This window comes from Salegentibacter sediminis, from assembly GCF_002078605.1.
Classification (GTDB): Bacteria; Bacteroidota; Bacteroidia; order Flavobacteriales; family Flavobacteriaceae; genus Salegentibacter; species Salegentibacter sediminis.
This window is the reverse complement of the sequence record NZ_MSJR01000010.1, coordinates 30459-53464: the sequence shown is the minus strand read 5'-3', so window position 1 is coordinate 53464 and position 23006 is coordinate 30459. Positions and strand designations below refer to the sequence as shown.

Annotated in this window: 24 protein-coding genes; 8 read left to right on the top strand and 16 right to left on the bottom strand. The window is 42.7% G+C overall.

The window, feature by feature from the left end:
• Positions 1 to 58 precede the first annotated feature (58 nt).
• On the top strand, positions 59 to 1750 hold the full coding sequence (locus tag BUW93_RS13175) for a M23 family metallopeptidase (RefSeq protein WP_081212203.1): 1692 nt from the start codon (positions 59 to 61) through the stop codon (positions 1748 to 1750).
• 32 nt (positions 1751 to 1782) lie between these two features.
• Here BUW93_RS13175 and accC read toward each other — a convergent pair whose 3' ends face one another.
• Positions 1783 to 3225: an acetyl-CoA carboxylase biotin carboxylase subunit gene (accC, locus tag BUW93_RS13170; RefSeq protein ID WP_081212202.1), complete on the bottom strand. Its 1443-nt coding sequence runs from the start codon at positions 3223 to 3225 to the stop codon at positions 1783 to 1785.
• Between the two features lie 46 nt (positions 3226 to 3271).
• Positions 3272 to 3757: an acetyl-CoA carboxylase biotin carboxyl carrier protein subunit gene (locus BUW93_RS13165; RefSeq protein WP_081212201.1), complete on the bottom strand. Its 486-nt coding sequence runs from the start codon at positions 3755 to 3757 to the stop codon at positions 3272 to 3274.
• Positions 3758 to 3947: 190 nt separating this feature from the next.
• On the opposite strand from BUW93_RS13165, the gene BUW93_RS13160 reads away from it, so the two are divergent.
• Positions 3948 to 4367, top strand: coding sequence for a PepSY-like domain-containing protein (locus tag BUW93_RS13160; RefSeq protein ID WP_081212200.1), 420 nt, complete (start codon positions 3948 to 3950; stop codon positions 4365 to 4367).
• Positions 4368 to 4438: 71 nt separating this feature from the next.
• Here BUW93_RS13160 and BUW93_RS13155 read toward each other — a convergent pair whose 3' ends face one another.
• The 4 genes from BUW93_RS13155 to BUW93_RS13140 all read right to left on the bottom strand — a co-directional run bounded on the left by BUW93_RS13155 (position 4439) and on the right by BUW93_RS13140 (position 9484).
• Positions 4439 to 5797, bottom strand: a complete 1359-nt coding sequence (locus tag BUW93_RS13155; protein WP_081212199.1) for an MBL fold metallo-hydrolase — start codon at positions 5795 to 5797, stop codon at positions 4439 to 4441.
• A gap of 12 nt (positions 5798 to 5809) precedes the next feature.
• Positions 5810 to 6703, bottom strand: a complete 894-nt coding sequence (locus BUW93_RS13150; protein ID WP_081212244.1) for a sterol desaturase family protein — start codon at positions 6701 to 6703, stop codon at positions 5810 to 5812.
• A 149-nt stretch (positions 6704 to 6852) separates the two neighbouring features.
• Positions 6853 to 8094, bottom strand: a complete 1242-nt coding sequence (locus BUW93_RS13145; protein WP_081212198.1) for an MFS transporter — start codon at positions 8092 to 8094, stop codon at positions 6853 to 6855.
• Between the two features lie 13 nt (positions 8095 to 8107).
• On the bottom strand, positions 8108 to 9484 hold the full coding sequence (locus BUW93_RS13140) for a hypothetical protein (protein ID WP_081212197.1): 1377 nt from the start codon (positions 9482 to 9484) through the stop codon (positions 8108 to 8110).
• A gap of 134 nt (positions 9485 to 9618) precedes the next feature.
• Between BUW93_RS13140 and BUW93_RS13135 the strand changes: the two genes are divergently transcribed.
• From BUW93_RS13135 to BUW93_RS13120, 4 genes are all read left to right on the top strand, one after another.
• A complete protein-coding gene (locus BUW93_RS13135; protein WP_081212196.1) occupies positions 9619 to 9984 on the top strand; it encodes a hypothetical protein in 366 nt (121 codons plus the stop codon).
• Between the two features lie 72 nt (positions 9985 to 10056).
• A complete protein-coding gene (locus BUW93_RS13130) occupies positions 10057 to 10473 on the top strand; it encodes a DoxX family protein (RefSeq protein ID WP_081212195.1) in 417 nt (138 codons plus the stop codon).
• A gap of 113 nt (positions 10474 to 10586) precedes the next feature.
• Entirely contained in the window at positions 10587 to 11012 is a 426-nt protein-coding gene (locus tag BUW93_RS13125) for a DsrE family protein (protein WP_081212194.1), read from the top strand.
• Between the two features lie 31 nt (positions 11013 to 11043).
• Complete coding sequence (locus tag BUW93_RS13120) at positions 11044 to 12702, top strand: bifunctional metallophosphatase/5'-nucleotidase (RefSeq protein WP_081212193.1); 1659 nt, start codon at positions 11044 to 11046, stop codon at positions 12700 to 12702.
• 99 nt (positions 12703 to 12801) lie between these two features.
• Here BUW93_RS13120 and BUW93_RS13115 read toward each other — a convergent pair whose 3' ends face one another.
• The 10 genes from BUW93_RS13115 to BUW93_RS13070 form a co-directional block, all read right to left on the bottom strand.
• Complete coding sequence (locus BUW93_RS13115; protein WP_081212192.1) at positions 12802 to 13290, bottom strand: DUF2231 domain-containing protein; 489 nt, start codon at positions 13288 to 13290, stop codon at positions 12802 to 12804.
• 3 nt (positions 13291 to 13293) lie between these two features.
• Entirely contained in the window at positions 13294 to 13605 is a 312-nt protein-coding gene (locus BUW93_RS13110) for a hypothetical protein (RefSeq protein ID WP_081212191.1), read from the bottom strand.
• A 56-nt stretch (positions 13606 to 13661) separates the two neighbouring features.
• A complete protein-coding gene (locus BUW93_RS13105; RefSeq protein WP_081212190.1) occupies positions 13662 to 14273 on the bottom strand; it encodes a class I SAM-dependent methyltransferase in 612 nt (203 codons plus the stop codon).
• 7 nt (positions 14274 to 14280) lie between these two features.
• Positions 14281 to 14898 (bottom strand): class I SAM-dependent methyltransferase, encoded by a 618-nt coding sequence (locus BUW93_RS13100; RefSeq protein WP_081212189.1) that lies wholly within the window; start codon positions 14896 to 14898, stop codon positions 14281 to 14283.
• 27 nt (positions 14899 to 14925) lie between these two features.
• The gene (locus BUW93_RS13095) at positions 14926 to 15957 is read right to left on the bottom strand and encodes a cytochrome d ubiquinol oxidase subunit II (protein ID WP_081212188.1); all 1032 of its coding nucleotides are present in this window, start codon (positions 15955 to 15957) and stop codon (positions 14926 to 14928) included.
• A 2-nt stretch (positions 15958 to 15959) separates the two neighbouring features.
• Entirely contained in the window at positions 15960 to 17258 is a 1299-nt protein-coding gene (locus tag BUW93_RS13090; protein ID WP_081212187.1) for a cytochrome ubiquinol oxidase subunit I, read from the bottom strand.
• Between the two features lie 280 nt (positions 17259 to 17538).
• The gene (locus BUW93_RS13085) at positions 17539 to 17991 is read right to left on the bottom strand and encodes a methyltransferase family protein (RefSeq protein ID WP_081212186.1); all 453 of its coding nucleotides are present in this window, start codon (positions 17989 to 17991) and stop codon (positions 17539 to 17541) included.
• 15 nt (positions 17992 to 18006) lie between these two features.
• Positions 18007 to 19254 (bottom strand): NAD(P)/FAD-dependent oxidoreductase, encoded by a 1248-nt coding sequence (locus BUW93_RS13080; RefSeq protein WP_081212185.1) that lies wholly within the window; start codon positions 19252 to 19254, stop codon positions 18007 to 18009.
• A gap of 378 nt (positions 19255 to 19632) precedes the next feature.
• Positions 19633 to 20430, bottom strand: a complete 798-nt coding sequence (locus BUW93_RS13075) for a sulfite exporter TauE/SafE family protein (RefSeq protein WP_081212184.1) — start codon at positions 20428 to 20430, stop codon at positions 19633 to 19635.
• A gap of 134 nt (positions 20431 to 20564) precedes the next feature.
• Positions 20565 to 21197, bottom strand: coding sequence for a Crp/Fnr family transcriptional regulator (locus BUW93_RS13070; RefSeq protein WP_081212183.1), 633 nt, complete (start codon positions 21195 to 21197; stop codon positions 20565 to 20567).
• Positions 21198 to 21372: 175 nt separating this feature from the next.
• Between BUW93_RS13070 and BUW93_RS15055 the strand changes: the two genes are divergently transcribed.
• Positions 21373 to 21696, top strand: coding sequence for a hypothetical protein (locus BUW93_RS15055; RefSeq protein WP_198537018.1), 324 nt, complete (start codon positions 21373 to 21375; stop codon positions 21694 to 21696).
• Between the two features lie 378 nt (positions 21697 to 22074).
• Positions 22075 to 22548 (top strand): UpxY family transcription antiterminator, encoded by a 474-nt coding sequence (locus tag BUW93_RS13060; RefSeq protein WP_081212243.1) that lies wholly within the window; start codon positions 22075 to 22077, stop codon positions 22546 to 22548.
• Positions 22549 to 23006: the final 458 nt, after the last annotated feature.

The following is a 23006-nucleotide window of genomic DNA, read 5'->3' as shown; positions in this document are numbered from 1 at the left end:
TGCATAAAGTTTGATTAAATTTACCACCAGGAAATTGCTATTCTTAACCTAATATTTTATGAAAATTATCACCATTCTAAGCTTATTATTAACAGGCTTAAACCTTTATACCCAGCCCAGTGTCCCCGAAGATTATTTCTCTTCTCCCCTGGAGGTTCCTCTTGTGCTCTCCGGTACTTTTGGGGAGTTACGTTCCAATCATTTTCACAGCGGCCTGGATATCAAAACCCAACACCGCCAGGGACTAAAGGTGCTCGCTACTGCCGAAGGTTATGTGAGCCGAATAAATATTCAACATTATGGCTACGGAAAAGCCCTGTACGTACAGCATCCCAACGGCTACACCACAGTATATGCGCATTTGCAGAAATTTTCTCCAGAAATTGAAGCCTATGTAAAAAAACGCCAATACGCCAACGAAACCTATGAGATTGAACTTTTCCCTGAAGCCGGGGAACTTAAAGTCTCTCAAAATGAACTCATTGCCTTTAGTGGAAACACTGGCGGCAGTGGCGGCCCTCACCTACACTACGAAATTAGGGATGGCAATCAACGCCCTATGAACCCCAAACTTTTTGGCGTTCAAATAAAAGATTCACGTCCTCCAATCATCAATTCGCTTTTTGCCTATCCCCTTGACGGAGAATCGCATGTAAACAATTCAGCTGAAAGACAAAAAATACGGCTCATCCCCTTACAGGATGGGAGTTATACCACCGAAAAGATCGATGCCTGCGGCAATATTGGCTTCGGGGTTTCTACGGTAGACCAGCAGGATATGGCTCCTAATAAAAACGGCGTCTATAAGGTTGAAACTTCGGTAAATGGAGACGATATCTTCGCGCTCAGGTTTAACCGCTTTTCTTTTTCTGAAACCAGGCATCTCAACCAGCTTATAGATTATGAATACTACGCTAATCACAAAAGCAGGGTTCAGAAACTCTACGTAGAACCCGGAAACCCGCTGAGTGTTTACGACAAAGTGATTTCCGAAGGAAAACTGAATATAGAGGATAGCCTGGATTATAATTACACCATCAGGGTGACCGATTTCTCAGGAAATGAAAGACTGATAAGGATCCCAATACGCGGACGAAACAGCGGGGAAATTCAACCTAAAAAAATAAATAAAACCGATTATTTCGTTAACGCCAATCAGGCTTATGCTGCCGAAGAAAACGGAATCGACTTTTATATTCCTGCAGGAAGTTTATATGAGAATACTTACCTCGATGTTGAGTTTAAAGGAGATACAATAAATTTCCATACCGACGATACTCCCATCCATAAAAACATCACCCTGGGATTTGATGTAAGTAAATACAGTCCCAAAGACCGGGAAAAACTATTTATCGCGCGTTTAGGCTACCGCGGAAGACCTCTCTACTCCTCAACCTACAAAAAGGGGGATCGTTTCACCACAGGCATCAGAACCTTTGGAGAATATACTTTGGCCGCCGATGTCACCGCCCCGAAAATAACTCCCGTAAATTTCGGTGACGGGCAGTGGATTTCCTCTAATAATGACCTGAGGCTTAAGATCTCCGATGATCTCTCCGGAATAAAGAGTTATCGGGCCACGGTTAACGGAAAGTTCATTCTAATGGAATACGAATATAAAAACAACACGCTTACCCACAATTTCGATGATGGGGTGGTTACCGAAACCGAAAATGATTTTAAGCTTATCGTTACCGACAATGTTGGCAACAGCACTACTTACGAAGCTAAATTCTTCAGAAAAAATTAAATCACAAGCGGTTACCTGCCTTATCTAAAGCTTTAGGTAAGCGGTAACCGCAATTGTTTTTTATCGGAAATATATTGTTTTAAAGCGAGTAAAGCAGCCAGCCTGGCCTCTTCTCTTATCTCTTCCTGAAGTTTTTCTGCTGAATAATAATTCTTCACAAAATGGGTGTCGAAATTCCCGCTTCTGAAAGCTTCATGTTCGAAAACAAACTTCCCGAAAGGAAGTGTAGTGCTTACCCCTTTTACTTCATAGTCGCTTATGGCTTTCAACATTAACTGAATAGCCTCTTCCCGGGTTTTCCCGTAAGTGATAAGCTTACTAAGCATGGGATCGTAATAAATAGGCACATCCATTCCCTCTTCAAATCCGTTGTCCACTCTTATTCCAGGACCCGCGGGCATTCGGTATCTTTCAAGTTTTCCCACACTTGGCATAAAATCTTCCATAGGATCTTCGGCATAAACCCTTAATTCCAGCGCGTGCCCTTTAATAGTTAAGTCTTCCTGGTGATATCTTAATTTTTCTCCCCTGGCGATCTTTATTTGTTCTTCTACGAGGTCGATTCCGGTAATTAGTTCGGTTACGGGATGCTCCACCTGCAGGCGGGTATTCATCTCCAGGAAATAAAAGTTTTTATTTTCATCAAAAAGGAATTCCACAGTTCCGGCTCCTACATAATCACAGGCGCGGGCTACTTTTACGGCGGCTTTCCCCATCTGCTTTCTTATTTTGGAGTCTAACACCACCGATGGTGCTTCCTCTACCACCTTCTGGTGCCTTCGCTGCACACTGCACTCCCTTTCAAATAAATGGATGATATTCCCTTGAGTATCGGCCAGCACCTGAATTTCTATATGCCTGGGAGAAGTCACATACTTTTCGATAAATACCGACCCATCCCCAAATGCCGACTCGGCTTCACTAATAGCCCTTTTCATCTGGTCTTCCAGGTCTTTATCCCGTTCTACAATGCGCATTCCCTTTCCTCCACCCCCGGCAGAGGCTTTTATGAGAATTGGATACCCTATTTTGCTGGCTATTTTTTTTGCTTTTTCAACATCGGTAATGGCCTCGTCTATTCCCGGCACCATTGGTATGTCATACTCTTTCACCGCATCCTTGGCGGCCAGTTTGCTTCCCATAATCCGAATGGCTTTTGAGCCCGGCCCAATCCAGGTGATTCCCGCCTTTTCTACAGCTTCTGCAAATTCGGCATTTTCACTAAGAAAGCCATAACCGGGATGAATACCATCTACCTCAAGTTTCTTTGCGACTTCAATTATTTTATCAGCTTTAAGATAAGATTCGCTGGAAGCAGCTTTTCCTATACAAATAGCCTCATCGGCAAACTTTACATGTGGGGCATTTCTATCGGCTTCAGAATAGACCGCGACGGTTTTTATCCCCATTTTTTGTATCGTCTTCATTACCCGTAAAGCGATTTCTCCACGGTTGGCAACTAATATTTTTTTCATTTCTTGCTTGTACTTTGTAATTATTTCACCTCTATTATCACCGGAGCTAATCCATTTCAATAAGCAATTGATTCTTATCCACGCCCTGGCCTTTTTCTACTGAAATGGCTTTCACTACTCCATCCCGAGGGGCACTAAGGGTGTTCTCCATCTTCATGGCCTCCAGCACAAGCAGGTAATCACCTTCTTTCACCTCATCACCTTCCTTCACCATCACATCGAGAATTAGTCCCGGCATTGGCGCTTTAATGTCGTTAACCATCAAAGCAGAACTCAGGCTTAGGCCCATCTTATCTATAAGCTGGTCCAGCTCATTGGAAATCTTTACCTGGTAGTTATTGGAATTAATTTTCACCTGATATTCCCGGTTTAGGAAATCGGCTTTGGCAATAGTGCCCTTAAAGCTTCGGTTTTCGCTTAGCATATGATAATTATTCACGGAAACCTGTTGAGTGTCTAAAGCATTGATCTCGTCCTGGGTAAATTCGAATTCAAAAGAATCGTTCACCTTAACGCTGAATTTTTTTTCCATATATATTGGTTTTCAAATAGAATTTGAAGCTGCTGATGTAAATATAGAAAAACTATATAGCTTTTAAAGAATAGCTTTACAGGAAGATTTTACTTCTCTCCAACTGTTAAGAAAGCGTGAATTCACATAATATTAAAGCAAGGGCTTTTCTAATCAGCTTAACTTAGAATGAACCTAAAACCGGTGAATTATGAAAAAATTAATTTTAACAGGGCTACTTGCCGTATTTGCAATGAGCTCAGGAGTAGCACAAACAGAGGAGCAGGTGTCTGCAGAGATTTCCGCCTGGCTATCAGAGCACTTTTCCAATGAAAGTATTATGGATATGCATGTAGATCTGGATGACCAGGATGATGCGTATGAGGTTAAAATGTCTGACGGAACCGAGATTGAATTCGATGTTGAAGGTCACCCTACCAGCATTGATAGTAAGAAGGGGTTCTGGCCGGAGGCTCTACCAGAAGACATCGCCAATTACCTAAACACCAATCACAAGGATGTGAAAGTGGTGAAATATAAAAAAGAAGCCGATGGGTATGAAGTAAAATTAGCCAATGGTACTGAATTGGAATTCGATGCTAATGCCAGGCTTCATGAAGAAGATGATTAAAATGAGCTATTAAAAAACAAAAGTGGCTGCCCGTTTGGACAGCCACTTTTTTTATATAAACTTCAACTTAATTATTTTGAAGTTGCAGCTTCTTTATATTCTTCGATTTCTTCACTGAAATCAAAAACTTTAGCATCTTTAAGTTTATTTTCAAGAATACTACTACCGGCTGCAGATCTGAACCCACCGGCACAGTGTACTACCACAGGCTTATCGGTTGGCACTTCATCTGCTCTGTTTCTTAGTTCATTCAAAGGAATGTTCAAAGAACCTTCGATAAATTTTCCATCGGTTTCAACTTCTGCTTCGTTGCGCACATCTACTACAGTATACTTATCTCTGTTCTTCTTGAAATCTTCGTGATCGAAAGCTTGAGTAGTAAGAGAAACTTTTTCTGAAAGTGTTACAATACCTTTCATTTGTTGCTCATAACCGATCTTAGCGATCCTTTCAAGAGTATCTTCCATATCATCCACACTCTTCACCACCATATAGAATGGTTCTTCAGGAGCGATAATGGCGCCTAACCAGGTCTCCAGCTTATCCTCTTCTGTCACTCCCATGATATTGATAGTGTGAGGAAGGTGACCCTCTCTGTAAGTTTCACGGCCACGACTATCTACCACTACGGTGTCATCTTCAAGGCTTTCCACCAAAAGTTTCACCGGCACACTGTATTTCGCTTTCTGGACATTCATAGCTCCTTTTCGGTTAACATCTACGTTAAATCCGAAGTAAGCCGGAATGAATGGCTGATCTTTAAGGATTTCTTCCACGAACTCTTCTTCAGTCTGGTCTTTAAAAGCCCAGTTCCCCTGCCGTTCGTTTCCTAAGGTACTGGAAGAAGCATCACTCATGTTCTTTCCACAAAGTGAACCGGCACCGTGAGCAGGATAAACTACCGTATCGTCTGGAAGATCATTGAACTTGGTTTGCATGGTTTTATACATAGCCTTAGCAAGTTCTACCCTCTTAGCTTTCATATTACCCGCTTTCTCACGAAGGTCAGGACGACCTACGTTTCCGATAAAAAGAGTATCCCCGCTAAACATTGCAGTTTCTCCATTTTCTTCTGCGATAAAGGTCAAACTGTCTGGAGAGTGACCGGGAGTATGCAATGGTTTTACAGTCGCACCTCCAATTTTTACGCTCTGCCCCTCGTCAAAACCAGTATGCGGATAACTTACCCCTACCATTTCGCTAATGTAAATAGTCGCTCCGGTTTCTTTATGAATCTGTAGGTGACTACTCACGAAATCGGCGTGAGGGTGAGTTTCAAAAACCGCTACGATCTTTGCATTGTTTTCTTCAGCATACTTATAGTAAGGCATTGGGTTTCGGCTTGGGTCTACCAGGGCCATCTCCCCGTTACTTACTAAAGCATAGGAATAATGCGCTAAAGGCTCGTCTTTAAACTGTTTTATCTTCATCTTAATTTCTGTTTAATTATTATTTAGTGATTGTTTATTTTTCTTAAATGGAAAGAGCATCTGATTTTTGAAATCCTCAGGGAAATCACTGTCTCCTTCAAAACCAAGTTCTATATCTCTTCCTTCCTTCGGAATATAGGCCGTCCCGAACAAATAATCCCAAATACTCAGGCTAAGCCCGAAATTCATTCCATAGGGGTGTGCCTCCGGGAGTTCTTTTGAATGATGCCAGATATGCATTTTAGGATTATTGAAAATATAACCTAAAAACCCATAGCTCCAGCCCACATTCGCATGGTTTAAGTGCCCTACTAAAACTGCGAACATATGAACCACAAAGAATTCCTGTATTCCAAAACCTATCATCGCCAGCGGGATGTATTGCACGGTTTTATAAACGATGGTCTCCATAAAATGAAACCTGAACTGTGCTGCAAAACCCATTTCTTTAACGCTGTGGTGCACTTTATGAAATTCCCATAGCCAGGAGCGCTTATGCAATTGCCGGTGTACATTCCACTGAATAAAATCGGCAACAATGAACATAATTAACAACTGCGCCCAAACGGGGAAATTCTGCACTTCGATGGCCACGATATTACTTATTCCCAAAAGAGCCAGAAAATCATTGAATAATTCCACCGCTACATTCGAGATCGCATTATACCCAACCAGGGAAAACAGGAAAAAATTAAATATGATATAGAACGTATCCAGCCAGAAGCCTTTTCGAAAAACCTTTTGATTCTTCCTCCAGGGAATAAAAATTTCCAGCACCCAAACCACCAGGGACAAGAGCAGGAGCCAATAAAAATAATTGGTCCAGCCCGGATTGCTTATTTCCTCTACCAGATAATTAAAATATCCTGTAAAGGAATTCTGTATAATGTTAAGGTACTTCTCCAACCGGATTATTAAAATTTCAGTGGCAAAAATATACAAAACATAAGGCTTAAGCAGTAACTTTTGTTACAATATCTGACCTACTGTAAGTTACAAAATAATTCAGCTAATTGTTTAGCCTAATTTATCGCTACCCTAATATTAACCAATATTTAACCATTAAACCAGCCAAGGATCTTAATAGCCCCCTTATCCCTGTAATCCATTCGGAATAAAATAATAAGGGCAGAGATTAGGGTAAGTATTCCTATTAGCATAACTGCGGCCTCTGTACTCACCAAATCGGCGATCACCCCGGTGAGTATGGCTCCAATCGCGTAGCCCAGATCCCGCCATAATCTAAAAACTCCTATGCTCTTTGCTCTATCCTGCGGGTGGGTATTTTCGGCAATAGTAGCCAGAAAGGTTGGGTAAACCATCGCCGTCCCCCAGCCCAGAAGCGCCGAAAGGACTACATAATGAGTCATCGTTTCTGCCCATACCAAAATTACCAGTACTATTGCCTGAAGCAACATCCCTATAAACAACATATCCTTTTTGCTGAAGATATCGGCCATTTTTCCGGTAAACAACTGGCCTATCCCCCAAACCGCAGGATACAGGGCGGTCACTATCCCTATCTGTTCCAGGTTAAAGCCTTTATGGGAAAGCAGGATAGGAAAAAGCCCCCAGGCCATCCCGTCGTTAAGGTTGTTTATAAGCCCGGCCTGACTAACAGAACCAAGGTTTTTGTGAGTCCAGGTGGTTTCCTTAAAAATATTTTTTAAGCGGGATACCTCGCTGGTATTCTCTTCTTTAGCTACATGATGCCGGGTATCCTTTATCAGGAAATTACTGAAGAATAAGCCAAGTAGCATCAGGCCTATGCCCAGGTAGAAGGGGTAAGGTCTCAGCCCATATTCCGCCGCTATCCATCCGGTTAAAAAGGCTACTACAGCAACTGCGAAATAACCGGCAAATTCGTTCAGGCCCATCGCGAAACCTCTTTGCTTCTCTCCTACCAAGTCTATTTTCATCACTACTGTACTGGACCATGCGAGCCCCTGGTTGACTCCCAACAGCACGTTAGCCGCAATGATCCAATTCCAGTTTTCAGCAAAAATCAAAATAAAAGGAATAGGAATGGCAAAGACCCACCCCAGCACCAGCAAGTTTTTACGACCAAATTTATTTGCAAGGGCACCGGCGTAATAATTAGAAATCGCTTTCACCGCTCCAAAAACCACTATAAAAGATAAAATTGCCGTTGTGGCGGCAATTTCAAATTCTTTTTCAGCGATCTCGGGCAGAATACTGCGTTCCAAACCAACCATACCTCCTACAAAGGCGTTGACCAACACCAGCAAACTGAACTGTTTCCAGTTTTCTTTAAGTCCGAGTTTTACGTCATCCATTCAGATAATTTTGTTAAAAATAAAAATTCGTAACGAAATTGATCTGGTTGAAGTTACTTTTATTAAAGATACTTTCTGCATCCAGGTGATTCTGGTTTTCCCTGTACACCCACAATAGATCGAAACTTAACCCATCAAGGAATCCCTCTACATTATAACGCAGGTGGGTATTCACCTGAAAAGACTCATCAACATTATATTTATTGTATTTGAATTCTCCCGGTTCGGCGCCCAGAATTTGTTGCATCTCCACGCCCAAATGCAGATTGGGCTTTAAAAAGGTATATTCTCCTTTTAAAGCAACAATATCAACATTGCCCATTCCTTCCAGGCGGGAACGGGAGATAGAAGTAAAGAAATGGTCCCTTCCCAATTCCTTCGGAAATAAAAAGCGGCCCGTATCAAAGGCGTGAGTATAGGCGGCCGCAAAGCGCAACCTGGATCTTTGCCAGCTAAGCTGTGAGCTCAGCACCTGCCCGTTCTCCCCGGGCTGCACATAACGATGTTCGTAGGCCAGCTCCTCATTGTAAGAAAATGGCGACTGGTATACATACTGAATTCCCAGGTTGAAATCATTAAATTCATAATCCACCTCGGTCCACAGGGTATTCATTACCTTATCCAGATAAAAATCATAAACTTTAAAGCTAATATTGTTTCTACGGTATCTATAATTGAATATTCCCATTCCGGAAGACTCATAATACTCGTGGTAGTGAGCTTCCTCCCCGTTGGGTTGAAAACCATTATAAAAAAGTCCCAGCCCTTCTTCAAAGTTAAACCACTCGGTGGTGGCCCGGGGAGACATCCCGTTTAGCCAGCCAAGATTGAACTGATGCCGTCTCCCAAAATTGAAATGCGCCCAGCCTCCACGATGGGCAAAAGGTTTCATCCGGCCATCGCTATGATTTAGCAAGGGAGTGTACTCGGTTTCTATTTTTCCGTAGGTAAGATAAGAATTCCCAAACCTGTATCGAATGAACAATTCCTCCAATCTATCCAGATCCTTAAAATTTCCTTTGTTAAGTACATCATAGAGTTCGTATTCGTACCTGGCATTTTTACCCGTTATTGGGTCTTCCATTCCCAGGTCGTTCCCGAAAGTTTTATAAGTAAAAATCCCTTTTACCCCGGCTTCAAAACCTTTATAATTTCCGGTAGTAAAGCCAACTGCTCCCCCGGTAGCATTGGTATAATAGTCCTTTAGATCGCCACGGTTTATGGTATTCATAAAATAATTCCTGATGTGCCCATGCAAATGGGACTCCCTGAAAATATCCCGCAAATGCTCAGGTTCCTGGGATTCCTCATGATGCTCCTCCTGGGAGTAAACTGATAAATTCAGCAATAATAAAAACAGGGCCAAAGGCCATTTTAATAAATAATTCATATATAAAGTTTTTCTGGAATGGGCTTGCGAAAGAAGCTAAAATAAAATCCGAAATCAGTAACAAGGGTTACAGGTCTGTGTAACATTAGTCACATCATGTTTCACTCTCAAAGTTTATATTTGGCTGCTAATTGATGAAAATTAAATCTTACATAGCTGTTTTCTTTGCCCTGGTCTTCCTGGGAAAATTCTTCATGCTTGATGCTAAATTCTTCGGAAGTATATTAGAATCCGAAGATACCAGTTGGGTGAACACATTTTGTAAAAACACCTTCCTGAATTTTTCCGAAGAAAATAAACCGGCCGACTTTGAACAATCATCAAATATACTGGTTATCAATGCCGAGGCTATTTGTAATTCTCCTTTTAATTTTTCCAATATATATTGGCCAGCACCTCAAGCCGAGCCAAATTTTCAGTATTATGATTACCGAAACCCCGCGGTGATTTCAGCATATCACGATAAATTCTATCCCCCTCCAAAAGTTTTGATTGCATAATAGCTATAAAAGTCTACAGAATATTGATTCTGAAGACTCTATAATAAATTACTTTCATAACTTTAATACAGAATGACAACTAAAATATTAGTAAACCGACGTTCGGTTCAAATATTCAGGGTGTTGCTTAGCGGGATTTTCCTCGTAGCAAGTTTTAACCACCTGCTGAATGTAGAAAAGACCGTAAACCGGATAGACCAGGCCAACTTTAAAGGGATAGCCTACTTTTTTGGAAATCCAGAATTACTGGTTATCCTCTCCGGAGTGGTAATGCTTCTTGCCGGATTTGCTTTATTAATCGGCTTTAAAACCCGCTATTCAGCAATTATTCTGGCCCTTGTATTATTGCCAATAACGCTTACCGTGCAGGTAGGCCAGATTAACACCCTGGGACCGCTCTTTAAAAATATCGCAATTATGGGAGGACTCATTTTTTTCATATTTAACGATTTTAAATCAAGAACCCCGTGGCAAGCCCAGGAAGAATAATTCAGATTTTTTTAAAATAGAGGCAAGCCTCTGAGCATTTAAATCTCGATTATCGAGTAAAAACGAAAAATTATAATAACCACACGCAAAAGCGTATTAAATTCTATACTAAAATGAAGACTATTTTATTAAGCAGTTTCGCAATGTTCCTCACTTTATTCAGTACACAGGTAGCTGCACAGGAACAACCCAACCACGATCATAATAAAGATTATGTGGTGCTTACCAAGAAAGTAGATCAGTTAAAACCTATCCTGCTAACCGCCGAAGCACTTGCTGAAGAGGACGGCGACCACTTTGGAGAGTTCCAGGTGATCGTTTGTGGTAAGGATATTTCTCAGTTAACCAATAAACCGAAAATGACTCCTTTCGTGGAGCAAGCCAGTAAATTAGGCGTAGAATTGGTTGCCTGTGGTTTCTCCCTGAATAAATTCGAGGTAGACCGCAATGAGATTCCTAAGGAAATGACCGTAGTAGAAAACGGGATTCTGCACAACCTCCAACTTCAGAAAAAAGGCTTCTATAGCCTCGGACTCTAATCACTAAGTATCAATCACTAAAAACTAAAAAATGACATTTAAATTAAGTTCAATGCTTTTAGGACTGGGAATAATTACTTTGGGACTTACTTCCTGCAACAGTATTTCCGGTTCAAATGGCGATAAAGAGGCTGCAGTTCCAACTGACACCACAAAGATCACCATACTACAAACCGCCGATATCCATGGACAGCTGGATCCGCACCCGGAATTATTCTGGGAAAACGACAGTATTATCTTTAGAGATCGGGGTGGCCTGGCTCATATCCAAACTCTATTTAAGGAAGAAAAAGCCAAGAATCCCGGTAATACCGTAATTATTGACGGAGGCGATCTTATCCAGGGGAGTGGTTATGCAGCACTTTCAGAAGGAGCTATCTTTCCCGATATCATTAAAAATATGGATTATGATCTCATCGTTCCAGGAAACTGGGAAGTGGTATATGGAAAAGAAGTGATGATGAATGTGATGCAAGGCTTTGAAAAACCTATCATCGCTCAGAATATGTTCCACGATGACGGGGAAAAGAAAGAGCTTTTCCCTCCTTACTGGATCAAGGAGATAGACGGGGTGAAACTCGGATTTATCGGTATAAACGATCCCGATGTACCTGTACGCCAGAATCCTATCTTTAGTGAAGGAATCGATTTCAGCGGAATTGATGACAGCGTCAAGGACCTCATCAAAAAAGTAAAGCACGAGGAAGGTGTGGATGCACTATTCCTGGTGACCCACTTTGGGATCTTTAAGCAGGTAGAACTAGCCAGCAATCCAATTGTAAAAGATGTGGATTACATTCTGGGTAACGATACTCACGAACGTGTTCGTGAACCCATTCAGGGAAAATATGCCAGGGTGACCGAGCCCGGAGCCTTTGGTTCTTTTGTTGGGAAAATGGACCTGTATTTTGTTGACGGAAAGATCGTAAAAGAAGATTATGAATTGATGGATGTAGACCCTGAAAAATACCCGGCCGATCCACAGATTGCAGAGTTGGTAGACAAAGCCAAAGAGCCTTATGAAGAACACCTGGAAACCGTAGTGGGCTATACTACAACTCCTATCTACCGGTATCTAACCGTAGAAAACCCTATGGACAATATGATCACCGATGCCGCCCGCTGGAAGACCGGCGCCGACATCTCTATTTCAAATGGTTTCCGATTCGGAAATCCAATTGTACCCGAAGATGGCAAACCGGCCCCTATAACCCGGGCAAACCTTTGGAACCTGCTACCCGTAAACGAAAAAGTGAAAACCGGAAAAGCTACAGGAAAACAGATCAAGGAGTGGCTGGAAAGTGAAATGCACAACGCCTTTGCCCAGGTAGCTACCGAACGTTTTGGAGGTTGGCTGGTGCGCTTCTCAGGAATGGAAGTCGATTTCAACAGCCAGGGGAAAAAGGGCGAACGAATTAACTCGGTTAAAGTAAATGGAGAGGAGATGAAAGATGATGAGTACTATACCATCTCGGCCTGTGTGCGCCCGGGCGATCCGCTGGACAATCTTTGCCGTATGCCAAATGTTAAAGATGTAGAGGTTAAGGATTATTACATCCATGATGTTGTTGAGGAGTACCTTAGGGAAAACTCCCCGGTATCACCAAAACTGGAGAAACGAGCTTATTGTGAACACTTAGGCCCTAACTCCTTCTCTACCGTTCCCGGTACAGATTATGAGTTCCATTAGGAACTTTTGAGTTATGAAAATGCAAAGGGCTGTCTAAAAAGACAGCCCTTTTTTTTAATCTTATATTCTGATAAAAATTGCGCCAGGCTTTACGAGATGCTAATTAAACTCCTGGCAATCTTCAGAAGGAGTATAAACCCCGGCCGCCTGCTGGTAAACCAGGGTGGCTCCTAAATGTCCTGCATAGCCCAGTAGAGCTGAACCGCTTAACATTCCCAGAACCAGGATAAATTTAAATATGTTTCTTTTGAAATTAAGCATACCATAAGTAAGCGCCAGATCTAAAGCAAAGCCAGCGGTGAAAATCCAGGCCGTAATATAAGCCAGGTTCTCGTGATCCTTCAAAACAGTGGGATCACAGAGTTGACGGGAGACAATGCCATCGGCCTGGTTCCCGGTATAGATAGCGATCCAGGCTCCGAGGATGCCCAAGCCTAGAAGGATACTTCCTGCCTGCGGCCAGAGCTTATTCCTGCTCCAGAGCGAAACAATTTTAAATAAAGTGGCTACAAGAAGTAAGGCTATAGGAAAATGAACGGACAGAGGATGAAAAACCTCTGTCCTCCAAAAATCGGGGATTTCCTGCATTGGTTATTCCATGATTTTTACTGAAATAGGATCTAATCTTTTTCCTACCTTTTCCACTTCTACCTCTACTTTCTGTCCCTTTTGAAGTTCAGAGAATTCCACCTCGTTCCCGCCTCTACTTAGTACGGTCTCATCGGTGAAGTACAGTTCAAGGGTTTTGTTGTCGTCGGTTTTAACATAAATCTCCGTTTTTTCGGGTTCTACCTCATCCACGGTGCCCTGGTAAGTTCCAGATTCCACGGTACTGGTTTCTCCACAGGCAAAAAACATAAATACCAACCCGACAAACATGCTTTTTAAAAATACATTTTTCATATTTAATTGATTTTTGTGTTTATCATTATCTAAGGTACATATAAAACAGCAGATTTTTAGGCTTTTCGGGCCAGAAATCGTATTACAGCGGCTTTGCCTTTGTGATATTCTCCTTCCTCCAGTTCGACCTCCAGCTCTTCAAATTCTTCAAATTTATACCCGCTAAATGCCGCTTCCAGCTCCTCTTTGGTATAAAGCATTTCAGCATCTTTGGGCCCGCCCGATTGCGGGTTCTGCTTCTGAAATTCTATTTGTTCTCTGCTGAAGCCTTCAAAAATCACCACTCCGCCCGGTCGAAGGTATTTATCGAATTGCTGAAAGTAATGTTCCCTGATATCTTTCGGGAAATGCGCAAAAATGAGTGCGACAGCATCAAATTCTTCTTTTTTATAATCCAGCTCTTCAAGCTTCCCCACCTGATAGTCAAAATCGACCTTGTATTCCCGGGCTAGTTTTCGGGCCTTCTTTTTTCCTTCCTTACTAATATCGAAAGCAAAAACCTCCCAATCCATCCTGGCAGCATATACCGCATTCCTTCCTTCCCCTTCTGCCGGCAAAAGGATCCTTCCCGGTCTTAACTCATCCAACTTCTCCTGAAAATAAGTGTTTGGTTTTTTTCCGTAGACATACTCTTTTTCCGAGTAACGTTCATTCCAAAAATCTTTCATAATTCTTCTATTTTTTTCTGAAACTGCAGAAAGTAAAGTTCTGTTTCCCTCCCGAGGGAGTGATATGATCAACATTTCTGCACTCCAGGGTTTCAAATTTTTCTTGTAAGAGGGCGCTCAGCTCTTCTTTTGAATACTGCCTGATCTCCCTACCGCTGCATTTGGTGGGGCCGTTTTCAGAAAAGGTGGCCAGCACCACAAAACCCCCGCGTTTCACAGCACGTTCCAGGTTTTTTATATATCCTTCCACCTGTTCTTTTTCTGTTAGAAAATGAAAAGCAGCACGATCGTGCCAGAGGTGGTACATCTTTTCCGGTTCAAAAGAGGCTGCATCGGCAGCAATCCAGCTTATCTGTTCTGCCTTTACTCCCAACCGATCCCTGGCATGGTCCAGCGCCTTTTCTGAAATATCCAGCACCGAAATATCCCGGTATCCTTCCTCCATAAGGTAATCCACCAGGTTAGAATCACCTCCCCCAACATCAATTATTCTCGCGATTAAAGGCAGGTCCAGGGCGGCAATCATTTCCAGGGAAGTTTCCGGCTTTTCCTGGTACCAGGTGGCTTCTTCATATTTCTTACTCTCATATACTTTCTCCCAATGACTCTTTGAGGCTGTACTCATACTTCTTTATTCTTTGATTCCTGATAGCTAATTAGGATTAGACTTATTAAGAATTTTTATCATATTAAAACTTTTCATAAGGTGAAATAATCCGGGCAGAATTACCAATCCCCCTATAAGCAACATTAACGCGAGGTTATTTATTGTAGCTTCGGGCGCCAGATTCTCCAGCAAACTCAGCTCTTTTTCAGCAGTAATGATAATGTAAGGGAAATGAGCAATAATAGCGGCAAACATAACCAGTACCGCCTGTAAACCTGCCAGGTAGCGGCTCCATATCTTGCTTCCACTTTTTATACTTCGCCATAATGGGATCAACAATAAACCTGAGATTCCAACACTAATCAAAGAAATCGGATTATGGATAAAATCCTCTATGAATATAAACCCGGCAAAATACCCGTAAATAAGCAGGACAGATCCCAACACTACCAACACCACCGTGTACAGGGCCGATTTCTTCCTGTAGAGCTTTCTCACCTCGCCTTCCGTTTCGGCTATCAGGTAGTTGGCAGCGAGAAAAGCACAGAGGGCTGCATAAAACAAGCCTATCAACAAACCAAAAAGATGAAGCCAGGGCTCCATAAACAGGTCATAAAAACCGTAATTGGTGTAATCATCAGTAATGATTATTTTTCCGCTTATCAGGGAGGCAAAAGACATTCCCAGAAATACCGGCGTGACCAAACTCCCAATCCGGAATAATCGGTTATACCAAATTTGTGAGCTGTCTACCACCGCATCATAATGCCTGAAAACGAAAGCCACACCCCTTATGGTAATCCCAAGCAACACCAGTATAAGTGGGATATGGAGATAGATCATCATCACATTGAAATAGGCCGGAAAACCTACCCACAGGATTACCAGCAGGATGATAAGCCAAATATGATTAGCTTCCCAAACGGGTCCCATCACCCGGTAGATCGTATCACGAGTAACCTTTCTATTTTTACGGGAAGAAAATAATTCCACGATCCCTGCCCCAAAATCGGCGCCGCCAAGCAGCACATATAGCAGGAGAGAAAACAACAGGAAAAAAAGCACGATATACAACATAATTATTCTTCTTTATTCAGGGCTTTCATCTGCCGGTTCATAAGCCAGGTCACGGTAATACCCAGTATAATATACAAAAACAGGTAAAAGAAGAAACTGTATTTCATTCCCGGCATAGGGGTTACAGCATCTTCGGTACGCATCACCTGGTGGATAATCCAGGGTTGCCGCCCCACCTCGGTCACTACCCAACCGGCTTCCAGGGCGATAAAGCCCATGGGCGCAGTGATGATAAACAATAACCAGTATTTTCGACTCTTAAGCCAGTGTTTCTTTTTAAGGCTGATAAAATAGACGAGCCCGGCAAGCATCAGCAAAGTACCCAGGCCAACCATTAGCTGAAAGGCATAGTGCACAATGGCTACCGGGGGCAATTCGTCATCGGGAAAATCGTTCAGGCCTTTTACTTCAGCATCAAAATCGCCGAAGGCCAGAAAGGATAAAGCTCCCGGGATTTCGATCTTGTGGCTAACCTCCCGCTTTTCCTCATCCACAATTCCGCCGATATAAAGCGGAGCTCCTTTTTGTGTCTCATAATGGGCTTCCATAGCGGCAAGCTTCACAGGCTGGCGCCCTGCCACATCCTTAGCGGAAAGATCACCACTCAGCGGTTGTAAAAATGCGGCCACAGCCCCGAATACAATCGCAATTTTAAAGGCTTTGGTATGCAGTTCGATATTTTTTCCGCGGAAGATCTGCAGCGCGTGCACTCCTGCCACCGCAAAACTAGTAGCTACAAAGGCAGCCAGGGTCATGTGCAGGGCCTGGGTGAACCAGGCAGGATTGAGCAGCGCCTGCACGGGATCAATATTAAGAAACTCCCCATTGATATAATCAAATCCGGAAGGTGCATTCATCCATCCATTTGCCGAAACAACCAGGATTCCCGAGGCCACCCCGGCGATGCCCACGATGATCCCGGTAAACCAGTGAAATTTTTCTGGCAGCTTCTTCCAACCGTAAAGATAAAAGCCAAGCGCTATGGCTTCAACAAAGAAAGCCGCTCCTTCCAGGGAAAACGGCATCCCGAAAATAGGGCCCGCGTGTTTCATAAACTCCGGCCAGAGCATTCCGAGCTCAAAAGATAATGCCGTACCGGAAACCGCTCCGGTTGCAAAAAATATAGCTACCCCTTTCAACCAGGCTTTGGTGAGTTTAAGGTAAATAGGGTTACGGGTCTTTAACCATTTGTGGTGTGAAACCACCATGAAGAAGGGCATCACCATCCCTATACAGGCAAAAATTATATGAAAGCCAAGGGTAAAGGCCATTTGCAGCCTTGCATAATCCAGATTCTCCATCAAGTATATATTTTTCGGGTCTTTAACAAGCCCGATTTTGGGATATTAAATTTAGAAAAAAATCCAGGGCTTCCGCTATAATTCCAGCATTAATTATGGGGAGAATTTGGTTATTTCAGGATTCGTTATTTGGGGAGTGGTTAATTGGTTAACTAGGGATTGGCTCGCAGAGGTTTAGTAAAGAGCGCGAAGCTAGTTGGGGGATATTAATGGGGATGGATTGAGGCCGAGCCGGCCGCTTGTACTTAGAAGTCTACGGAATGGCAGGCATTTACAAAAACTAACCCCCAGGCCAAAACCTTCCGCTGCGCTTCATATAATCCCTATACTCAGGAAATTTCTGAAGCAATAGCTTTTCTTCATAACTACTTTTAAAATAAAAGAGGATAAGCAATAGAAAGGCGATTAGTAATTTATAACCCGAACCCAGATAAAACGCCAGCGAGAAAGCCGTAAGCAGGATCCCCGAATAAATAGGATGCCGGATATATTTAAAAAGTCCGTGGGTGATTAGTTGAGAGCCGTTTAGCGGACTTGGGAAGATAGAAAGGTTGGTTTTAAGTTGAAGCAGCGCTATAATGACTACCCCTGCACCTAAAAAGATGAGGGGTAGCAATAAATAATCAATCCATACCGGTAATCTGAAGTTTAGAAGCGAAATATCTAATAAAAAACTTAAAAACAGCGTCAACTGTAAACCCACATAAGCAATATCCTTCGCTTTGAGATTCAAATTACCGGAGCTCTTCTATACATCCTTCCCTTTTAACATTTTATTCCAGTACAGGTATGGGAGACCGTATTTTTTAAGCATCCATAACCTCCAGTGTTCTTTCGAAGAATCGAAGATGAGCATTTTCTTTAATTCGGGATCGGGGGTGAATTTATTGTCATAATCAAATTCTGCCAGCACCATTTTCCCGTATTCAGTAACCAGCGGACAAGAAGAATACCCATTGTATTTCTTATTATCGGCCGCTTTATTTTTCATCAGTTTTTCAATGTTATCCAGTACTACGGGCACCTGCTTTCTGATGGCCGCACCGGTTTTCGCGGTTGGCAGGGCAGCAACATCACCCAGGCCAAAAACATTCGGGTATTTATTGTGTTGCAGGGAATGATGATCTACATCCAGCCAGCCTTCAGCATTGGCGAGTTTCGATTTCCTTACGAATTCAGGAGCCACCGATGGTGGTGCCAGGTGAAGCATATCGTAATGGATACCCACCATATTTCCATCTTTCTCTATCTTTAGTTTAGCAGGGTTATGTTCGTAGGCTTCAGGCGCAAGTTCATACCATGCGATTTGTTTTTCAGCATCTATTCTTTTAAGAGCATGGTAGAATTTCAGGTTGATATTCTTCCGGTCTACAATTTTCATCAGGGTTTCCTTGATCTCAGGCACGGCAAAGATCACGGTTCCATTGGTAGCAAAAACCACATTGGTCTTATCTTTCAGTCCGTGTTTTTTAAAGTATGCTTCTGCCAGGTACATAATCTTCTGTGGCGCTCCCCCACATTTAATCGGGGTGGTAGGCTGGGTGAACAGCGCGGTCCCTCCTTTAAAGTTCTTAAGAACCTCCAGGGTATGTTTAGGATCGGTATAATTGGAACAAACATTGCCTTTATCTATTGCTTCGGAAAGTCCGGGCACAAGGCTCATATCGTAAGTAAGTCCGGGTGAGACCACAAGGTAATCATACTTGATCTCCCCTGATTTCTCTGTAGAAACCGAATTACTGTCGGGATCCATCGCGGTAACCTTATCCTGATACCATTTTACTCCTCCCGGAATAAGATCGGCCATAGGTCTTGCTGTATCTTCAAAATCGTAAGTCCCGGCTCCTACCAGCGTCCAGGCAGGCTGATAGTAATGGGTTTTGGCAGGATCAATAATCGCGATATCTAAATCTTTATGCTTTCTCTTAAGGCGTGAAGCCATCATTAGGCCACCGGTACCGGCACCTATAATAAGTATCTGATGTTTGGAATTCATAGTATTTTAATTTTGCACTAATTTAGTTAAAGTTAACTAATAGCCTTGTAACGAGGGTTACACTGACAGAGAAATTTTTGGAGGAACTGATCTTGATCAGGTATTCTTTCGGTAGTGAGCTTGTAATGTTTGGAATTGGGGGTTTGGTTAATTGGGGAATTGATTGATTTGGTGACTAAGTGATGGAGGAAATATCCCGACTCCCGGCGGGACACTCGAAGCCAAGGCTAGAAATCATTTTTAAATCAGGAAGTCTTCAGTTCCCAGTGAACCTTTTTCCGAACTGGTTTTTGAAGTTTGTGCTTTTGAAAAAACAAAAACCTCCTCTTAGGAAAGAGAAGGTTCTTTTTTATATTTAAAATCGAAGAACAGAAAAGCTTACGCCAATTCAGCCCAAACTATGTAAATACCCATAATTAGCACGAACCAACCAAAAGCTTTTTTCAGTTTCTTTCCGTCTATAAACTTGTTCAGATAAACTCCCAGGAAAATACCAGCTATAGAAAGCGCAGTAAAGATAAGCAGGAATGGCCAGTCTATCTCCAGGTTCTGCACATCGCCTATAAATCCGATAAGTGATTTTACCGCGATGATAAGAAGAGATGTTGCCACCGCTTTTTTCATCGGTAGCTTTGCTAACAGCACTAGCGCAGGAATGATAAGGAATCCACCTCCGGCACCAACAATTCCGGTAAGTACTCCTACCACTACCCCTTCCACAATAATCAAGGGATAATTATAAGACACCTCTGCAGGTTCCGGTTTTAAAGATTTTTTCTCCCGAATCATCGAGATAGAGGCCAGGATCATAATGATCGCGAAAAAGAGCATGATCCCAATATTCTTGGTGATCTCGAAACCGGCAACATTAAATAAATGCTCTGGAATAGCCGGCACGATGTACATTCGGGTAACGTAAACGGCGATAAATGCAGGAATAGCGAATACTATCGCTGTTCTAAGGTCTACCAATCCCTTTTTCATGTTTTTTATCGCACCCACCAGGGAAGACGAGCCTACCACGAAAAGGGAATAAGCGGTAGCGGTAACAGGATTAACCGACATCAGGTACACCAGCACCGGTACGGTTAAAATCGATCCTCCACCTCCAATTAGTCCCAAAACAACTCCGATGGTCAACGCCCCAACGTAACCCAAAATTTCAATTATTTCCATAAGTTTAGTTTAGTTTTTACCGCTGCAAAAGTACTGCCTTGAGCGCCCGGTTACAGTAACAAGGGTTACACAAGAACATATTAGCAAGGGCTTTTGGAAAACTTATGAAAAGATACTGCTTTTTTCGCTACAATTTAAAGCTGAAGTACCTCAATGCTATTGCGTTGAAGTTTTATTTTACCTTCCAGCTCCAGTTTTTTAAGTAAACGGGAAATCACCACCCTCGAGGTGTGAAGGTCGTAGGCTATTTGCTGGTGAGTATTGTTTACGATTTCATGCTGATTGATCTTGGCCTTGTCCTGCAGGTATTTCATTAGCCGCTGGTCCATATTCATAAAGGCAATGGTATCTATGGTATCCAGCATTTCTGTAAGTCGGGCGTGATAGCTTTCAAAGACGTAATTACGCCAACTCTTATACTTTGAAGTCCACTCTTCCATCTTTTCGATAGGAATCATTATAAGGCTGGTATCGCGTTCAGCCACTGCACGAATTTCGCTACGGGTTTGTCCCATACAACAGGAAAGGGTCATTGCACAGGTATCGCCCCGCTCCAGGAAATATAACAGCAGTTCGTCGCCATCCTTATCATCCCGCATGATTTTGATAGCCCCCTCCAAAAGCAGCGGCATCATCTTCACATAATCGCCTATCTCGATGATCTTTTCCCCCGCTTCCACGTGTTTTAGGATCCCTACCTCTGATATTTCTTTTATTAAGGCTTTTTCAAAAATAAAATGATAAGCCTCTTCTAGTTTTGCAAGCATGAAATATTTTTTAGAGGCCTAAATTAGGAGTTTTTTGTGGGTTATGGAATTTTTTATTGGGAGATATGATCCAGGAAAGAAGTTAATTCGAAAGGCGACATTCCGTCCCGAAGGCTATCGGGATAATCCGGAATCCCATCTGATTAATAAAATCTTCCCCAAATGTCCTTCCCCATTGTCATTCCGACGAAGGAGGAATCTCATTCTGCTAAGAAGAAGAGCAGAAATGACTTTTACTGCAGGAAGCGGACTCTCAATTCCCAAACAAAAAGATTGCCACGGCAGCATTCTCCTTCCAGTCAAATGTTTCCTCGCAATGACGAGCTTCAACCGCACGGAGTTAATTGAACGTCACTCTGAACTTGATTCAGGGTCTCATAATAGAAGTGAAATTTTGAGAGTTAACAAGGAAGGACAGATCTTCGAAAACAAGCTCACCCAATCGCCTCAGCAAAACAGGATGAGATCCCGGATCGAGTCCGGGATGACGGAAGTTTAGCATTTCGGAACATACCAACAAGCCTTTACCCCAACCAAAAGATTGCCACGTCAACATTCTCCCTACGGTCCTATGTTTCCTCGCAATGACGACCTTAAACCAAGAATAAAAGAGAAAAGACAACAGAGAACCCCACAACAATCTCAGCCCCAACCCCTCCGGGATCTTCCGCAGAAAACCCCGGAAAAAAAGCCTGATTATCATAAAATGTTCTTAATTTTGTCTGACTAACTAACTGACCTTTTTCTCCTCATTTCTGAGACACCCTACAAGAAGGTCTTTATTTCCCGTATCTGATGAAATCGGATTCGCAACGGCGACTTAGTGTCGCCGGCATAATAGCGCTTATCCATGGAGAGCGCGCAAAATAAAGATAATATGTTGTGGTACGTCTTATACACTAAACCGAGATCGGAACAAAAAGTCGCGCAGCGGCTGGACCAATTAGGGGTCCAGGTCTATTGCCCGATGATCACCGAGCTTCGTACATGGAGCGATCGCAAGAAAAAGGTAAGCACTCCTCTTTTTAAATCTTATGTCTTCGTAAAACTTCGTGAAAAGCAACGCAACCTGGTATTTAATGTCCCGGGAGTCGTGCGCTATATGCACTGGCTCGGGAAACCGGCGGTAGTCCGCAACCACGAGATAGAAACCATTGAGAAATGGCTCAACAACGACGAGGTTGAGCAGATGGAAATAAACGAGATCTCCCCCGGTGATAAGATTATGATCAACAATGGTTCCCTGGAGGGCAAAGAAGCCATCGTGCGGGAAGTCGGGAAAAAACAAATGCGCCTCATCCTCCCCGAAATGGGATTTTCGGTAGTAGTGAAGACCAGGGAGGTGCTCTAATTCTTTCTTTTTTTGGGTTTACCTCCCCTATTGTCATTCCGACGAAGGAGGAATCTCATCCTAAAAAGAAGAAGAGCTTACTTAATATTTAATGATTCCCTTTACGGCAGGGAGAGGCGGACTCTCAATTCCCCAACAGAAAGATTGCCGCGTCAACATTCTCCCTGCCGTCAAATGTTTCCTCGCAATGACGGGCTTAAACCATGAACAACAGAGAACCCAAAAACTCGCCAACAGGAAAAAGGCCTCAAACCTTCGGCTTCTTTTAGGCTAAGTGTTAAAACAATGGAGTGATGAAGGGATGCAGGAAGGAAGTTTATCCGAAAGGCGTCATTCCGGACTTGATCCGGAATCCCATCTGATTATTAAAATCTTCCCCAAAAGTCTTTCCCCATTGTCATTCCGACGAAGGAGGAATCTCATCCTGAGAAGAAGAGGAGCATAATTAATATTGAATG

What these genes read in the sequence shown, in the direction of transcription:
- BUW93_RS13175 (WP_081212203.1), top strand. Translation starts at nt 59, where the DNA reads ATGAAAATTATCACCATTCTAAGCTTATTATTAACAGGCTTAAACCTT.
- accC (WP_081212202.1), bottom strand. Translation starts at nt 3,225, where the DNA reads ATGAAAAAAATATTAGTTGCCAACCGTGGAGAAATCGCTTTACGGGTA.
- BUW93_RS13165 (WP_081212201.1), bottom strand. Translation starts at nt 3,757, where the DNA reads ATGGAAAAAAAATTCAGCGTTAAGGTGAACGATTCTTTTGAATTCGAA.
- BUW93_RS13160 (WP_081212200.1), top strand. Translation starts at nt 3,948, where the DNA reads ATGAAAAAATTAATTTTAACAGGGCTACTTGCCGTATTTGCAATGAGC.
- BUW93_RS13155 (WP_081212199.1), bottom strand. Translation starts at nt 5,797, where the DNA reads ATGAAGATAAAACAGTTTAAAGACGAGCCTTTAGCGCATTATTCCTAT.
- BUW93_RS13145 (WP_081212198.1), bottom strand. Translation starts at nt 8,094, where the DNA reads ATGGATGACGTAAAACTCGGACTTAAAGAAAACTGGAAACAGTTCAGT.
- BUW93_RS13140 (WP_081212197.1), bottom strand. Translation starts at nt 9,484, where the DNA reads ATGAATTATTTATTAAAATGGCCTTTGGCCCTGTTTTTATTATTGCTG.
- BUW93_RS13135 (WP_081212196.1), top strand. Translation starts at nt 9,619, where the DNA reads ATGAAAATTAAATCTTACATAGCTGTTTTCTTTGCCCTGGTCTTCCTG.
- BUW93_RS13130 (WP_081212195.1), top strand. Translation starts at nt 10,057, where the DNA reads ATGACAACTAAAATATTAGTAAACCGACGTTCGGTTCAAATATTCAGG.
- BUW93_RS13125 (WP_081212194.1), top strand. Translation starts at nt 10,587, where the DNA reads ATGAAGACTATTTTATTAAGCAGTTTCGCAATGTTCCTCACTTTATTC.
- BUW93_RS13120 (WP_081212193.1), top strand. Translation starts at nt 11,044, where the DNA reads ATGACATTTAAATTAAGTTCAATGCTTTTAGGACTGGGAATAATTACT.
- BUW93_RS13115 (WP_081212192.1), bottom strand. Translation starts at nt 13,290, where the DNA reads ATGCAGGAAATCCCCGATTTTTGGAGGACAGAGGTTTTTCATCCTCTG.
- BUW93_RS13110 (WP_081212191.1), bottom strand. Translation starts at nt 13,605, where the DNA reads ATGAAAAATGTATTTTTAAAAAGCATGTTTGTCGGGTTGGTATTTATG.
- BUW93_RS13105 (WP_081212190.1), bottom strand. Translation starts at nt 14,273, where the DNA reads ATGAAAGATTTTTGGAATGAACGTTACTCGGAAAAAGAGTATGTCTAC.
- BUW93_RS13100 (WP_081212189.1), bottom strand. Translation starts at nt 14,898, where the DNA reads ATGAGTACAGCCTCAAAGAGTCATTGGGAGAAAGTATATGAGAGTAAG.
- BUW93_RS13095 (WP_081212188.1), bottom strand. Translation starts at nt 15,957, where the DNA reads ATGTTGTATATCGTGCTTTTTTTCCTGTTGTTTTCTCTCCTGCTATAT.
- BUW93_RS13090 (WP_081212187.1), bottom strand. Translation starts at nt 17,258, where the DNA reads ATGGAGAATCTGGATTATGCAAGGCTGCAAATGGCCTTTACCCTTGGC.
- BUW93_RS13080 (WP_081212185.1), bottom strand. Translation starts at nt 19,254, where the DNA reads ATGAATTCCAAACATCAGATACTTATTATAGGTGCCGGTACCGGTGGC.
- BUW93_RS13075 (WP_081212184.1), bottom strand. Translation starts at nt 20,430, where the DNA reads ATGGAAATAATTGAAATTTTGGGTTACGTTGGGGCGTTGACCATCGGA.
- BUW93_RS13070 (WP_081212183.1), bottom strand. Translation starts at nt 21,197, where the DNA reads ATGCTTGCAAAACTAGAAGAGGCTTATCATTTTATTTTTGAAAAAGCC.
- BUW93_RS13060 (WP_081212243.1), top strand. Translation starts at nt 22,075, where the DNA reads ATGTTGTGGTACGTCTTATACACTAAACCGAGATCGGAACAAAAAGTC.